Source organism: Novosphingobium sp. BL-S-34 (assembly GCF_056857015.1).
Genome location: NZ_CM166473.1, coordinates 502957 through 517342 on the forward strand (window position 1 = coordinate 502957; position 14386 = coordinate 517342).

Genomic DNA, 14386 nt, shown 5'->3' on the forward strand with positions numbered 1-14386 from the left:
CGCCGGCGTCTCCATCGGTATGATCGCTTCCATCGATCAATCAGGGCTGCTCGCCGATCAGATGATCCAGTCGGGCTGCGCTTCGTGGTCGCGGATGATGTCGAGCAAGGCATCGGCCGCCTTGCTGCGATAGCGCTCCTTCTGCCGCAGCCCGAAGAAAGGCCGCCGTGGCAGGTGAAACGGCAGGGCATGAAGGGAGCGGGCACCCAGCGCGGTATCGACGACCAGCTTGGAGAGGACGCCGTAACCCGCGCCGGTCAGAACGGCGGCGAGGACCGCTTCGTTGGACGGCAGCGTCAGCACCACGTCGAGCGCGCCGGGATCGAGACCGCGATCGCGGACCGCCGCTTCGAACGTCGAGCGGGTGCCCGAGCCTTCCTCGCGCATGACCCAGGGCGCTTTCGCAAGCCAGTCGTTAGTGACCGCCTCTACCGGCTCCCGGCCGACCATGACCATCTGGTCGGCGCCGACGGGCCAGCGTGCCAGCGCCGGATCGTCGACGGCGCCTTCGATGAAGCCCAGTTCTGCGTCGCCCAGATGGACGGCGTGGGCGCTCGCTTCGGTATTGGCGATGGCGACCGACAGCGCGATCCCCGGATAGCGGCGCTTGAATGCGGCAAGGCGCGCGGGCAGCCAGTAGCCGGCGATGGTCTGGCTGGCGACGAGGCGCAATGTCCCGCGCTTGAGGCCGCCATATTCCGCCAGGGCCAGTTCGGCGCTTGCGGCGCGGGCGACGACGGCGCGGGCTTCGTCCAGGAACATCCGGCCGGCGTCGGTAAGCTCGATCCCGCGACCGACGCGGTTGAACAGCTTCACGTCGTGGCGGATTTCCAGCGCTGCAATCGCGCCGCTCGCGGCCGACTGGGTGACGTTGAGCGCCCTGGCCGCCCGAGTGACATGCTCCCGTTCGGCGACCGCGATGAAGATGCGCAGCTGTTCAAGCGTCATCCCGGCGATGTGCCCCGCGCCTTGGCCGTTGGCAAGGCGCGGGTGCAGGAAGGTGTTCGATATTCGGCGCGGCGGGGGATCGCTCCCCCGCCCGGTGTTCGCCAAAAGTGATATTTAGTGATTAGGCGCTCAGTGATTGTGTCGGGGCGTCTTTTCGGCGATGCGCCGGTACTTGACGGCCATCTCCATCACCGCGCCGTCGGCCATTTGTCCGGTCTTTTCGCGGAACAGTTCCTCCCACGGCGTATGGCTCTCGGGGATCGGCGGCGGCCCCTCGGCCTTGCGGGCGGCGATCTCGGCCTCGTCCACCAGGGCGTTGCAGGTGCCGGCGCGAATGTCGATGCGGATAGTGTCGCCGGTGCGCAGCCACGACAGCCCGCCCCCGGCGGCGCTCTCGGGCGAGCAGTTGAGGATCGAGGGGCTGTCCGAAGTGCCCGACTGGCGGCCGTCGCCCAGGGTCGGCAGCCACTGCACGCCCAGCTTGATCAGGGCATCCGGCGGCTGCATGTTGACGACTTCTGCCGAGCCGGGCCAGCCTTGCGGACCGGCGCCGCGCATGACGAGAATGCAGTCCGCATCGATCTGCAGCGCGGGATCGTTGATGCGGTGGTGGTAGTCCTCGCCCCCTTCGAATACGATCGCCCGCGCCTCGAATGCGCCTTCCGAGCCGGGGCGGGAAAGGTAGCGGTCGTGGAATTCGGCGCTGATCACCGAAGTCTTCATGATGCCGAAGTCGAACAGGTTGCCCGAAAGCGCCAGGAAGCCGGCCTTTTCGCGCAAAGGCGAGGCGAAGGGCCGGATGACCTCGCGGTCTCGCGCCTCGCGGCCCTGGAGATTGTCGGCCAGGGTTTCGCCAGTCACGGTCAGGCACTGGTCGGCGAGGACGCCGGCCTGCTGCAGTTCCCACATGATCGCGGGGACGCCGCCGGCGCGGTGGAACCGTTCACCCAGGAAACGTCCGGCGGGCTGCATGTCGAGGATCAGCGGCAGGTCGTAGCCATGTTCGGTCCAGTCGGCCGCGGTCAATTCGACGTCGGCATGGCGGGCCATCGCCATGATGTGCGGCTGCGCATTGCTCGATCCGCCGATGGCGCTGACCACGCGGATGGCGTTGAGGAAGCTGTCGCGCGTCAGGATCCGCGAGGGGCGCAAGTCCTCGTGCGCCATTTCGACGATGCGGCGTCCGGTTTCATAGGCGTATTGGCCGCGTTCGCGATAGGGCGCCGGGATGGCGGCGCAGCCCGGCAGCGAGAGGCCGAGCGCCTCGGCGACGGCGTTCATCGTCGAAGCCGTGCCCATGGTGTTGCAGTGCCCGGCCGAAGGTGCGCTGTCGCAGGCACGCTGGAGGAATTCCTCCTCGTCGATATCGCCCGCCGCCAGCTTGCGGCGGCTGCGCCAGATGACGGTGCCGGAACCGACGAGATCGCCTTCGTGCCACCCGTCCAGCATCGGCCCGCCGGACAGGACGATGGCGGGAATGTCCACCGTGGAAGCGGCCATGACTTGCGAAGGCGTGGTCTTGTCGCAGCCGGTGGTCAGGACCACGGCGTCGATCGGATAACCGTAGAGGATCTCCACCAGCCCCATGTAGGCCAGGTTGCGGTCAAGCGCGGCGGTCGGGCGGCGGCAGTTCTCGAATATGGGATGAACGGGGAACTCCATCGCGATCCCCCCCGCATCGCGAATGCCGTCGCGCACTCGCTTCGCGAGGTCCAGGTGGATGCGGTTGCAGGGCGACAGGTCGCTGCCCGATTGCGCAATGCCGATGATCGGGCGGCCGGAGCGCAGCTCGGCGGGGGTGATGCCGTAGTTCATGAAGCGCTCGAGATAGAGAGCCACCATGTCCGACCGCGCAGGATCGGCGAACCAGTCCTGCGAGCGGAAACGGCGTTCGGGAATAGCGGTCATGGTCTTCATCCTCTCTCGGCACTGCCGCTGGACACCTAGCACATCCTGGCGGCCCCAATGCAAGGGCCCCGGCGACCGCGGGGGAAGAATGGACGATGACTTGCGGATGGCGGGCCTGCCGGGCCCGGTCGTTACGCGGCGGCCGAAGGCGGGGCCGCGCCGACGATGAGGCCGTCGCCGATCCATTTGCCCAGAAGGGCGGCGGCGCGGGCCATGCCGGGTTCCTGGCCCAGCGCCTCGGCCAGTGACGCGCAGAGCGCCGTGAAATCCTGCCCTGCGGCGCAGAGGGCGATGGCCTGCTCTTCTACGGCATCGATGGTGCGAAAGGTGGGGGCGAAGTCCTGCCGCCACACCAGCAACGCGGCGGCTTCTGGCAAGCGCGCGGCTGCGGACGGCGTTTCGCCGGCAGCCAGAGCCGACCAGATCGCGGCCGCATTCGTCGTGGCGGGAAGGATCTGCAGGCTGGGCGCGAAGCGGAGGACGGCGGTGTCCCAGTCGACCGCCGCGAGATCGGTCAGCGACATCGGCGCGGCATCGGGCGCCGTGAACGCGCGGGACAGCGCCCATTCCAGCGCCGCCAGTTCGGAGACTTCCGCATCACCGGGATAGAGGCGGGCCAGCGTCTCGGCAAAGCCGGCGGGATAGACGTCCAGCGTCCAGGCATGCGGAGGCACCGCGTCGATATGAGCGATGGAAGCGGCGAGAAACGCTTCGTCGCCCAGCCAGGCATGGGTGTGCCCCAGCGTTTCGGCCAGGCAGGTGACCAACTGCGTGCGATAGTTGTTCTGATAGACCGACAGGCCGGGCCGGGCGGCCGGGCCGATGCGGCGCGCCGCATGCTCGGAAGCTTCGACCAGCCATCCGCGAAAATCGCCCTGAAGTGCCGCGAGGTTCATGCCGCCGCCTTTCGCCGGGCCGCCGTGCCGATGCGGCGCGCCGTCTTCAGTTCGGCCAGCAGTTCGTCCAGCGGGGGAATGGCGTCGTCCCGCTCGATCATCGTCGCCACCGGGCCGAGGCGGCTCATGGCATGTTCGTAAAGGGTCCAGACCGGGGTCGGGACGGAGCGGTCATGCGTGTCGATCAGCATGTCCTCGCCCTGGCTGTGCCCCGCGAGATGGACCTGGCGCACCCGTGCGGCAGGGATGCCGTCCAGATAGGCGATCGGATCGAAGCCGTGGTTCACGGCGCTGACGTGGATATTGTTGACGTCCAGCAGCAGGTGGCAGCCGGTGCGCTGGCACATGGCATCGATGAAGGCCCATTCGCTCATCGTCGATCCATCGAAGGCGACGTAGCTGGAGGGGTTCTCCACCAGCATCGCGCGGCCCAGCACATCCTGCGCCAGGTCGATGTTCGCGCAGACCACGTCGAGCGCTTCGGCGGTATAAGGCAGGGGGAGCAGGTCGTGGGAATTGAAGCCTTCGAAACGCGACCAGCTGAGGTGGTCGGACACGAACAGCGGCTCGATCTCGTCGACGAGTGCCTTCAACCTTTCGAGATAGGCGCGGTCGAGGCCGTCGGCCGAGCCGATCGACATCGAGACGCCGTGCAGCGCCACCGGGTGGCGTTCCCGCACGCGCCGCAGGATGTCGCGCGGGCGGCCGCCATCGACCATGAAGTTTTCCGAGATGACTTCCACGAAGTCGACGTCGATCTCGGTTTCGAGAAAGTCGCGGTAATGCTCCCTGCGAAGGCCGAGGCCATAGCCGGAGAAAGTCGGGACGGGTGCGTTCATGGTCATGCTCGCGGCAGGTTGGCGGGGGGAAGGCGGGCCCGGGCGGAAGCGAAACCGCCCGGGCCGTCCTGCATTTTACTTGGCCTCGGTGGTGCGGCCGCCGGCAGCGGCGCAGGCCTTGGCGGTCATTTCCTTGAAGCCGTGGCCCTTGCACGCGTTCATGCCCTTGCAGTCGTTCTGGGCGGTCTTGCAGTCCGAAGTGCCCTTGCAGCTGTTGACGCCGTAGCAGTGGATGGCTTCGGCCTTCGCGTCCTGGGCGCTCGCGGGCACGGCATTGGCAGCGGCGCCGAGAGCGAGCAGGGCGGCCGTGGCGGCGAAAGTGATGCTGGTGGACTTGGCGTTCATGGATCGATCTCCCGATGGGTAGTGCCGGTTTGGCCCTTCCAGTTCGGCGCGGAGCGGGCCGGGGTTACAGCGCCGACAATTTCTTTTTACCAGCGCAGCACGCGAGGCCCCAGCAGGGCCCCGGCGCCCGCCGCCAGCGCGATGCCCAGCGTATACCACGTCAGCACGAAGATCGCCGAGACTTCCGGGCAGTGCAGGCAGTAGAGGGTCGCCGCGCAGGACCCTGCGGCAAGCCCCGCTGCTGCCCCCGCCGCGCGCAGCCGCGTGGGCGCCAGTCGGCGGAACGACCAGAGCAGGCCGACGAAGATCGGCGCGGCCAGCATCAGCACCAGCGAAGAACAGACCTTCCAGCTATGCCCCAGCCACATCGCCAGCCATTCCGCCTGCGGGACATGGCCCATCTCTACCACGCCGATAACGGCGAGCAGGCAGACCGGTACGGGCAGCAGCCATAGCCAGCGCGACGCGGACCTGCCCGGCCGCGCCAGTCGGGCGACCAGGATCAGCGCGCAGACCGCCAGCGAGAGCGTGTAGAGCCACTTCACCCAGAACGAATAGCCGCGCATCGCCAGGCCCAGATCGGGCCGGATGCCCAGGCCGATGGCGATCAGGATGGCGGTGGCCGCGCCGCCCATAAGCAGGCCCAGCGCGATCCGCCGGGCTACCGCGTGGCGGCGCACCGGCTTCACGTCGGCCGAGAGCGTGTCGATGAGAAGTCTCGACGTTCATCGCCGCTCTCCCGCGATACGGGCGGCCAGCGCCTTGAGACCCCGATGGACCGAGACTTTCACGTCCGACGCGCCAAGGCCCGCGCGGTCGGCGGTTTCGGTGATGCTGAGACCGTCGATCCGGGTGGCGCGGATGGACTCCGCCTGCTTGGGCGGCAGCTCCGCAAGCAGGCGGTCAAGGTCCATGCGGGCATTGCTGGCATCCTCGAAACCTTCGGCAACCAGGATTTCCTCCAATCCCTCGATCGGGCAATTGCGGCGGCGGAGCCGGAAGTGGTCGATCATCTTGTAGCGCGCGACCGCAAAGAGCCATGGGGTGAACAGGCGGTCACGGTCGTAAGTGGCGCGCCGGGTATGCACGGCGATCAGCGTTTCCTGCACGAGGTCCTCGATATCGTCTTCGCCGCCCTGCATGCGGCGGCGATAGAAAGCGCGGAGCAGGGGGACAAGCGCACGCAGCAACGCGGCATGAGACGGCGCGTGGCCATTCAGCCCGCCGATCATCATCGCCCTCAGTTCGTCTTCGCTTGCCTGCATCGATGCTCCTCACCCCCATTCGGGAAAGCGGCCGCAAAGGTTACAGGTCTGTCTAGAATAAATTTCGGCGCCGCGCACTGTAACCTTCGTCGGCATCGGTCCGAACTGGCTTTCATGAAGCGGCCGAATGACCGGCCTGCACGAGAGGAGACTTCCGCCATGAACAAGACCCCCGCCGCGCTCGCCGCCGCCCTTGCCCTGTCCGTCGCCGGCCATGCCGCAGCGGCGCCCGCCGCCCCCATGGAAAAGTGCTACGGCGTCTCGCTCGCCGGAAAGAACGATTGCAAGGCCGGTGCGGGCACCAGCTGCGCCGGCACTTCGAAGACCGACTACCAGGGCAATGCCTGGAAGCTGGTGAAGGCCGGTTCGTGCGAGAAGATCAAGACGCCCAAGGGCCACGGCTCGCTGACGCCCAAGGCCTGAGCCCTTCAGCGAACCCGTTCAGCCCGCATCCGGCCAGTGCTGTGATCCGCCCTGGCCGGATGCGGGCGCTCTTTCACGGAACACCGCGCCATGCCCAAGCTCCAAGCCTTTTCCGATCGCGCCGCCGCGCTGGCGGCCCGCCTCCTGCCCGAGGATCTGCTCCTGCTGATCGCCCGGCTGGGCATAGCGGCGGTCTTCTTCCAGTCCGGCCGCACCAAGGTGGAGGGTATCCTTACCATCACCCCCGGCACCTTCGAGCTGTTCCGCAGCGAATATGCGCTGCCGCTCGTATCGCCCGAATTCGCGGCCAGGGCGGCGGCCTATTCCGAACATGTCTTCCCGATCCTGCTGTTGCTGGGGCTGTGCACCCGGCCGGCCGCAGCCGCCCTGCTGGGCATGACCGCCGTCATCGAGATATTCGTCTATCCCGATGCTTGGCCGACGCACCTCAGTTGGGCTGCGATCCTGCTGCCGCTCATCGCGCGCGGCGGCGGCGCATGGTCGTTCGATGCGCTGATAGGAAACATGCCGGGGGCGGGGCGGACGGTCAGTGCGCCGACATCGAGAAGGGCCTGACTCCGCGACCTGAGCCCCATGCCTTGTCGGGCCGGGCCTGCATCACGAAGCGAAGCGTGCCGCCGCCGCGTATTTCGGCATCGGAGATCCATGCGCGGTCGAGCGGGCGTCCGTTCAGTTCCACTTTGCCGACATAGGGATTGGCGTCGGAGAAGGCGTCGGTCTCGATGGTGAAGGTCTTGCCGCCGGGCAGCGTGATGGCGGCATGGCTCACAAAGGGGCGGCCGATCACATACTGGTTGGATCCGGGCGTCACCGGATAGAAGCCAAGACCCGTGAAGACCAGCCAGGCCGACATCTGGCCCAGGTCGTCATTGCCGGACAGGCCGTCCGGCGTGGGCTTGTACTGGCTGTCGACGATCTGCTTCAACCGCTCCTGCGTGCGCCACGGCGCGCCGGCATGGGCGTAGAGGTAGGCGACGTGATGGCTCGGCTCGTTGCCGTGGATATATTGACCGATCAGGCCGGAAATGTCCTCGGCATGGCTATAGTCGAGTTTGGAATTGTCGAAGTCGAACATGGCGTCCAGCCGGGCGATGACCTTGCCGTCGCCGCCGAGCATGCGGAACAGCCCGGCCTGGTCCTGCGGCACGAACCAGCTATATTGCCAGGCGTTGCCTTCGGTATAGTCCGAACCGTAGTTGATCGCGGTGGGATCGAACGGCGTGCGGAAAGTGCCGTCGCTCTTGCGAGCGCGCAGCCAGCCGCTCTTCGCGTCGAAGGAATTGCGCCAGTATCCGGCGCGCTTTGCGAACCGCGCGGCCTGATCCTTGCGGCCCATGGCCTGCGCCATGCGGGCGATCGTCCAGTCGTCGTAAGCGTACTCGACCGTCTTCGATGCCGCCTCGGGTTCCTTGTCGATCGGCACGTAGCCGCGCTGGATATATTCGGCCAGGCCGCCGTAGGGCGCATAGTCGGCGCTGGCGACCATCGCGTCGAGCGCCCTCGCCGCATCGAACCCGCCGAGGCCCTTGAGATAGGCATCGGCGATCACCGGCGCGGCATGATAGCCGATCATTGTCCAGGTTTCGCGCCCGGCGAATTGCCACACCGGCAGGATGCCCCAGGGACTGTACTCGCGGCTGGCGACCAGCGAATTGACGATGTCGGACGTGGTCCTTTCCGGCTGTACCAGGGTCAGCAGCGGGTGCTCGGCGCGGAACGTGTCCCAAAGCGAAAAAGTCGAGCGGAACGTGAAATCGCGTGCGATGTGGACCTGATCGTCAGGACCGCGATAGCGCCCGTCGGTGTCGCTCCATACGCTGGGTGCGAGCAGGCTGTGATAGAGCGCGGTATAGAGACTGGTCCGCATCTTCGGCGGTGCGTCCATGCTGAGCCGGGCCAGGGCGTCACGCCACTGCCCCTCGGTGCGGCGGCGCACGGTATCGAAATCGGCGCCCTCGGCATCGAGATTGGCGATGGCGCCTTGCTCGTCCACCCCGGACAGCGCGACGCGCACTTCCAGCGGCCGGTCCAGCGAGCCGAAGTCCAGCCGGGCCTCCAGCGCCTTGCCCAGCTTCTCGGCCACGCCGTCCGCGCTCCGGCCCGGCAGCGCCTGCGGCGCGCGGAAGCCCTTGTAGGGAACGTGCTCGTCACGGTCGATGAAGGCGTGGTCTTTCAACGGCGCGGAAAAGCGCATCGCGAAGAACAGCTTGCGGCCCGGCGCCCAGCCGCGCGTCTCGCGAAAACCGGTGATCGTGCCGTCCTCGTGCACGTGCAGGCCCGACCACAGGATCTTGCCGGGATAATCGTAGAGGCTGCTGCGCAAGTCGATCACCAGGTGCGCGTCCGTGTCCTTGGGGAAAGCATAGCGATGGATGCCGACGCGGGTTCCGGCGGTCAGTTCCGCACGCACGCCGCTGTCGGCCAGGGTCACGGCATAGTAGCCCGCGCTGGCCACTTCGGTCCCGTGCGAGAAGCGCTGGCGATAGCCGGAACCGGGCCGGTCGGCGCTGCCGGGATCGAGCTTCACGGCGCTGGCCGGGCCGACGGCGGGCATCACCAGCAGGTCGCCGAGGTCCGAGTGCCCGGCTCCTGAAAAGTGCGTGTGGCTGAATCCCTGGATCGTGCTGTCGTGATAGCTGTAGCCGGCGGCATGGGCGTAGCAATCGCGTATCTGGCAAGTCGCGTCGGTATCGGGCGAGAGCTGCACCATGCCGAACGGCGCGCTGGCGCCCGGGAAGGTATGTCCTTCGGGGCCGGTGCCGATCATCGGGTCCACCCAGCGCAGCACGTCGTCGTCCGGCACCGCGGCCAGCGGTTGCACGAAAAGGGCGCTGGTCAGCAGGGCGACCGAAAGGAGAAGTCTCATCGCCGCATGATAAGCCGAGCCATGACGGCTGTTCAACCGCGCGGCGAACCTTCCTGGAAGGCTCGCGAGGCGGTTCTGCTCATCGGCGGCGGTTCAGCAGGCAGGCGACCGCGCTGGTGGCCGCGATCGGCCCCATCCAGTCCACCCACTGATCGAGCTTCGGCCATACCCGCAGGTCCATCGGCGCCCACCACGGCATATTCGCCCTCAGCCCATGTCCGTAGACTTCGATCCAGCGATACTCCGCCTGCGCCACCTCACGCCCCAGGAAATAGGCCGAGGCCGCCACGGCCCCGCTCCACCAGTTTCCGGTGAGAAGCCGAAACAGGCCCTGGATCGCCAGGGCCGCGAGAGTGTGTTCGAGAAGGCTCATCCGTGCCGTCTAGACCGATCGGACGGCCTGCGCATACCGTTCTTGAGCGAAACAGCCGAGGCCGCAGGATGCACATGGCGCCAGTCTGGATCTATCCATGATCTCCCGGCCTTGGCCTTTGGTGGAATGCCGGTATAGCTTTCGAACCGGCAGCGGCCCAAGCGATGTGCCGTCTTCTCCTGCCATGCCGCCGGCCAGAGTGATCCGCAGACGCGTTAACGAAAAGCGAAACAACTCATAAGGAGTTCGACTTATGCTCGTGCTGGCCTTTCTGATCGGGATCGTTGCGGGCCTGCGGTCGATGACCGCTCCGGCCGCAGCGGCTTTCGCGGCGCGTTTCGGCGGCCTGCATGTGGCCGATACGCCGCTCGCGTTCATGGGCTATGCCTTCACGCCCTGGATCCTCGGCGTCCTGGCCCTCGGCGAACTCGTCACTGACAAGCTTCCCTCAACCCCCAGCCGCAAGGTGCCGGTGCAGTTCGGGGGCCGTATCCTGACCGGCGGGCTCTCCGGGGCGACCATCGGCGCTGGCAGCGGCAGTCTGATCGCCGGGCTGCTGCTGGGCGCGCTCGGTGCCCTCGTCGGCACGCTTGGCGGCGCGGCGGCGCGCGGGGCGCTGGCAAGGGCCTTCGGAAGCGACCGCCCGGCGGCCCTTCTGGAAGATGTCGTGGCAATCGCGGCGGCCGTCATGATCGTGAGCCAGGTATGACCGAGCATTTCGACGCCATCATCGTCGGCGCCGGTCAGGCCGGTCCCGCGCTGGCGGGGCGCTTGACGGCTGCCGGAATGACCGTCGCGCTCATCGAACGCCGCCATGTCGGGGGAACCTGCGTCAACACCGGCTGCAGACCCACCAAGACGATGGTGGCCAGTGCCTATGCCGCTCACCTCGCCCGCCGCGGTGCCGATTTCGGCGTGAGCAGCGGTGCGGTCTCGGTCGATATGGCCAAAGTGGCGGAGCGGGCACGCCGGATCATCCTCGATGCCCGTCACGGCAACGAGGATTGGCTTCAGGGCATGCCGGGACTTGAGCTGGTTCGCGGCCATGCGGCCTTCCTCGGCCCGGGGCTCATGGCGGTGGGTGAGCGCCGTCTGTCGGCGCCCCGGATTTTCCTCAATGTCGGCGGCCGTCCGGCTATCCCCGATCTGCCGGGCGTCAAGGATGTCGCCTTCCTGACCAATGCCGATCTGATCGCGATCGACAGTCTGCCCCAGCATCTCGTGGTCATCGGCGGCAGCTACATCGGTCTGGAATTCGCGCAGATGTTCCGCCGCTTCGGCAGCCGGGTCAGCGTGGTGGAAATGGGACCCCGCCTGATCGCCCGGGAGGACGAGGACGTTTCCGAGGAAATTCGCAGTATCCTTGAAGCCGAAGGCATCGAGGTGCGCACTTCGGCCACTTGCATCAGCCTGGCGCCGCACGAAACGGGCGTCTCCGTTGGGGTGGACTGCCAGACCGGCGCGCCGTCGATCCATGGCAGCCATGTCCTGCTGGCCACCGGGCGGCGACCCAACACCGACGACCTCGGCCTCGACAAGGCGGGGATCGCCACCGACGCCCGCGGTTACATCACGGTCGACGATCAGCTCGCCACTACATGCGAAGGCGTCTGGGCCCTCGGCGACTGTAACGGCAAGGGGGCTTTCACTCACACGGCGTGGAACGATTACGAGATCGTCGCTGCCAATCTGCTCGACGGCGAGGCGCGCCGCGTCAGTGCGCGGATCCCTGGCTATGCGCTTTACATCGATCCGCCACTCGGCCGTGTCGGCATGACCGAGAGCCAGGCCCGCGCCAGCGGCCGATCGTTGCTCGTGGCCAAGCGTCCGATGTCCCGGGTCGGCCGCGCGGTGGAGAAGGCGGAAGCGCTGGGCTTCATGAAGCTCGTCGCCGATGCCGAAACGCGTGAAATCCTCGGCGCCGCCATTCTCGGCACGTCGGGCGACGAGGCGATCAGCGGCGTGCTCGACCTGATGAACGCAGGCGCTTCGATCGATACGCTGCGCTGGGCCGTGCCCATTCATCCCACGGTAGCCGAACTGCTCCCCACCCTTGCCCTGGACGCGAAGCCGGACGGCGGCGCGTTATGACCGCCAGCGGGCGGGCATTTGGTAAGGCCGTGGGTCGGGCAGGGGCGCGGAAGGACGGCTCCTGACGGAACCGTCCTTCCCATTCGATCAGGCAGGAGACCTGGGGCGGCCCCCGATCACAGGCTTGCGCGCAGCGATGCGGTGAAGGCCCGCGGCGAACCGTAGCGCGCGCTGCCGATGAACAGGCCCGAATAGTAGGTCTTGTCGAACAGGTTATCGAGATGCACCGCCAGCGACAGCCGCTGCGAGAAGCGATAGCTTGCCAGAAGATCGACAATCGCGAAGCTGCCTTGCGTATAGATCTCGCCGTTGGGGCCTTCGCCGTCTGCCGTCGTCTTGCCCTGCCACGTCAGGTTGCCGCCCAGCGTCAAGCCGTCGAGGTCGCCGGGCAGGCGATATGTCGTGAACATCTTGAAGCTGTTCTTCGCGACTTGCGGCAGCTGGCGCACGCCGTCGCGATCCTTCGCGCGGGCGTTGGCGAAACCGCCAGCCACGCGCCAGCCGGGCAGCACCTCGCCAGTGACTTCCAGTTCGAAGCCCTTCGACTTCATGCCCGACACCGCGTGATAGGCCGTGCTGCCGTCCGGCGCGAAAATGCCGGCGCCGTCGGCCAGGGCATAATTGTCCTGCTTCATGCGGAAGACCGCCGCACTGGCGCTCAGCTTGCCGTCGAGGAAATCGGCCTTGAGACCGGCCTCGTAAGTATTGCCTTCAAGCGGCGCGATGATGTCTCCGTCCACCGTGCGCTTGGTCTGCGGTTCGAACACGCTGGCGTAGCTGACATAGGCGGAGATGGTCTTCGTGAAGTCCAGCACGATACCCGCATAAGGCGTGAAGACGGCTTTTTCGTGCGTGCCCGGCGTCCAGATCCGGGCCGCGCCTTCGTCCTGCGAATAGCTGTCCTGCTTCCACCATGTCAGGCGTCCGCCGGCGATGATGGAGAGCGGCGCAATCGGCTTCAGCCGCGCCACGCCTGCCGCGCTGGTGGTCCGAACGCGATTGCCGCCAAGGGCGCCCGTCGCCGTCAGGTCGGGCTTGGGGTAGCTTCCGGTCTCGAAGAACTCGTAGGCGTTGATGGAGGAGTTCATGTATTCCGGGCCGTCCCACCAGCCGGGGTAGAGCGTCTGGTCGTCGTCAAACTCGGCGTGGCTCAGGTTCAGGGCGATATGCTGTTCCTGGCCGAGCGCCTCGAAGCTGCCGCGCAAATTGGCATAGACGGCGTCCAGCGTCAGGTCCGATGCCCAGCGCGTGGAATAGAGCGTGCCGCCAAGGCCGGTATCCTTGTCGATCGACGAGCCGAAGAAGTACCCGATCGTCTCGTCGTAAGAGCCGGACTTGTGCTCGGCGCTGACCTCCAGATGCCAGTCGCTGCTGAAATCATGGGCCAAGGACGCGAAGAGATTGACGCTCTTGCGGTGGAAGTCCGACCAGTCCGTGCCGCCATTGGTCGACCGCGCGAAATGCGTCTTGGTGCCGTCGGTGAAGTAGAGCGGGACCCCGCCGCGCGAGGCGGCTTCGTTGCGGAAGTTCTGATATTCCACGCCGGCGGTAAGGAGCGTGTTGGGGGTGAGGTCCGCTTCCACCACGCCGTAGAGCGCCTGGCGCTTGACGTGTTCGCGGTCGATGAAAGTGTCGTTTTCCTGCAGGGCCCCGGCCACGCGGGCCCGCACTTTTCCGTCGGACGTCAGCGCTCCGCCAACGTCGCCCTCGACCCGGTACATGTCCCAGGAGCCCACCGTTGCGGCGGCGGTGGCGCGGGTGGTCGTGCCGGGGCGCTTGCGGACCATGTTGATCGCCGCGGAGGGCTGGCCGGTGCCGGTCATCATGCCTGCCGAACCGCGGATGACCTCTATCCGGTCATAGGCGATCATGTCGGCCGTGTCTTCGGTGAAGCCATAGATATTGATGGGCCGGGCCACCCCGTCGACGAGGTAGTTCTGCACCGCGAAGCCGCGCGCGGTGTAGTTGGTGCCGTCCGTTCCCAAGGCGCTGGAGCGGTTGGACTGGATGCCGACGATCTGCTCCATCACTTCGGAGATGTCGTAAAGGCCCTGTTCTTCCATGCGGGCGCTGTCGAGAACCGTCACCGACTGCGGCGTCTCGCGAGAGGAGAGGCTGAGACCGGTCGTTTCCGTGGCCCCGGTGACGACGATGGCGTCAGGTTCGGGATCTTCCGCGGTGTCTTCCGCGCGGGCGGCGGTGGCGGTCAGCAGACCTATCACCAGCATGGACGGAACGGAATAGCGGGCGCGGATCGTGCTTCGAACGGACATCTTTTAGCCTCCCCTGGCTATGGCTCAGGCGGGAAGCTCCCTGCCTCCCCATCTGCGGGCGGCGGACTAATGCGAATGAGTTGCAGATGCAATATCAGCTAAGCATTTATTTTGTAAGGGACAGGAAACCGTTGCGAA

At 66.7% G+C, this 14386-nt stretch carries 14 protein-coding genes; 4 read left to right on the plus strand and 10 right to left on the minus strand.

What is annotated here, in order from left to right:
* Positions 1–57: 57 nt before the first annotated feature.
* The 7 genes from AC1VV3_RS16315 to AC1VV3_RS16345 all read right to left on the minus strand — a co-directional run bounded on the left by AC1VV3_RS16315 (position 58) and on the right by AC1VV3_RS16345 (position 6201).
* On the minus strand, positions 58–948 hold the full coding sequence (locus tag AC1VV3_RS16315) for a LysR family transcriptional regulator (protein ID WP_482962893.1): 891 nt from the start codon (positions 946–948) through the stop codon (positions 58–60).
* Between the two features lie 129 nt (positions 949–1077).
* Positions 1078–2856, minus strand: a complete 1779-nt coding sequence (locus AC1VV3_RS16320; protein ID WP_482962894.1) for an IlvD/Edd family dehydratase — start codon at positions 2854–2856, stop codon at positions 1078–1080.
* A gap of 131 nt (positions 2857–2987) precedes the next feature.
* Positions 2988–3752, minus strand: coding sequence for an HvfC/BufC family peptide modification chaperone (locus tag AC1VV3_RS16325; RefSeq protein WP_482962895.1), 765 nt, complete (start codon positions 3750–3752; stop codon positions 2988–2990).
* Positions 3749–4591, minus strand: coding sequence for an MNIO family bufferin maturase (gene bufB, locus AC1VV3_RS16330; RefSeq protein ID WP_482962896.1), 843 nt, complete (start codon positions 4589–4591; stop codon positions 3749–3751). Before bufB ends, AC1VV3_RS16325 begins: the two co-directional genes overlap by 4 nt.
* 75 nt (positions 4592–4666) lie before the next feature.
* Entirely contained in the window at positions 4667–4936 is a 270-nt protein-coding gene (gene bufA2 / locus AC1VV3_RS16335; protein ID WP_314466926.1) for a BufA2 family periplasmic bufferin-type metallophore, read from the minus strand.
* Positions 4937–5022: 86 nt separating this feature from the next.
* The gene (locus AC1VV3_RS16340) at positions 5023–5625 is read right to left on the minus strand and encodes a DUF1109 domain-containing protein (RefSeq protein ID WP_482962897.1); all 603 of its coding nucleotides are present in this window, start codon (positions 5623–5625) and stop codon (positions 5023–5025) included.
* A gap of 36 nt (positions 5626–5661) precedes the next feature.
* Positions 5662–6201 carry a sigma-70 family RNA polymerase sigma factor gene (locus AC1VV3_RS16345; RefSeq protein ID WP_442046127.1) on the minus strand — a complete coding sequence of 180 codons (540 nt, stop codon included), beginning with the start codon at positions 6199–6201 and terminating at the stop codon, positions 5662–5664.
* 159 nt (positions 6202–6360) lie between these two features.
* Between AC1VV3_RS16345 and AC1VV3_RS16350 the strand changes: the two genes are divergently transcribed.
* Both AC1VV3_RS16350 and AC1VV3_RS16355 read left to right on the plus strand, forming a co-directional pair.
* A complete protein-coding gene (locus AC1VV3_RS16350; RefSeq protein ID WP_442046128.1) occupies positions 6361–6624 on the plus strand; it encodes a BufA1 family periplasmic bufferin-type metallophore in 264 nt (87 codons plus the stop codon).
* Positions 6625–6714: 90 nt separating this feature from the next.
* Positions 6715–7200 (plus strand): DoxX family protein, encoded by a 486-nt coding sequence (locus AC1VV3_RS16355; RefSeq protein WP_482962898.1) that lies wholly within the window; start codon positions 6715–6717, stop codon positions 7198–7200.
* Here AC1VV3_RS16355 and AC1VV3_RS16360 read toward each other — a convergent pair.
* Together AC1VV3_RS16360 and AC1VV3_RS16365 are read right to left on the minus strand one after the other, a co-directional pair.
* Positions 7172–9511: a GH92 family glycosyl hydrolase gene (locus tag AC1VV3_RS16360; protein WP_482962899.1), complete on the minus strand. Its 2340-nt coding sequence runs from the start codon at positions 9509–9511 to the stop codon at positions 7172–7174. The two genes, AC1VV3_RS16355 and AC1VV3_RS16360, sit on opposite strands and share 29 nt — an antisense overlap.
* A gap of 79 nt (positions 9512–9590) precedes the next feature.
* Positions 9591–9884, minus strand: coding sequence for a hypothetical protein (locus AC1VV3_RS16365; protein WP_482962900.1), 294 nt, complete (start codon positions 9882–9884; stop codon positions 9591–9593).
* A 253-nt stretch (positions 9885–10137) separates the two neighbouring features.
* Here AC1VV3_RS16365 and AC1VV3_RS16370 point away from each other — a divergent pair, with 253 nt between their 5' ends.
* Positions 10138–10593 (plus strand): DUF4126 domain-containing protein, encoded by a 456-nt coding sequence (locus AC1VV3_RS16370; RefSeq protein ID WP_132266730.1) that lies wholly within the window; start codon positions 10138–10140, stop codon positions 10591–10593.
* Positions 10590–11975, plus strand: a complete 1386-nt coding sequence (locus AC1VV3_RS16375; RefSeq protein ID WP_482962901.1) for an FAD-containing oxidoreductase — start codon at positions 10590–10592, stop codon at positions 11973–11975. The genes AC1VV3_RS16370 and AC1VV3_RS16375 overlap by 4 nt, the downstream gene beginning before the upstream one ends.
* Before the next feature lie 116 nt (positions 11976–12091).
* Here the strand turns inward: AC1VV3_RS16375 and AC1VV3_RS16380 are convergent, their stop codons facing one another.
* Complete coding sequence (locus tag AC1VV3_RS16380) at positions 12092–14248, minus strand: TonB-dependent siderophore receptor (RefSeq protein ID WP_482962902.1); 2157 nt, start codon at positions 14246–14248, stop codon at positions 12092–12094.
* Positions 14249–14386 lie beyond the last annotated feature (138 nt).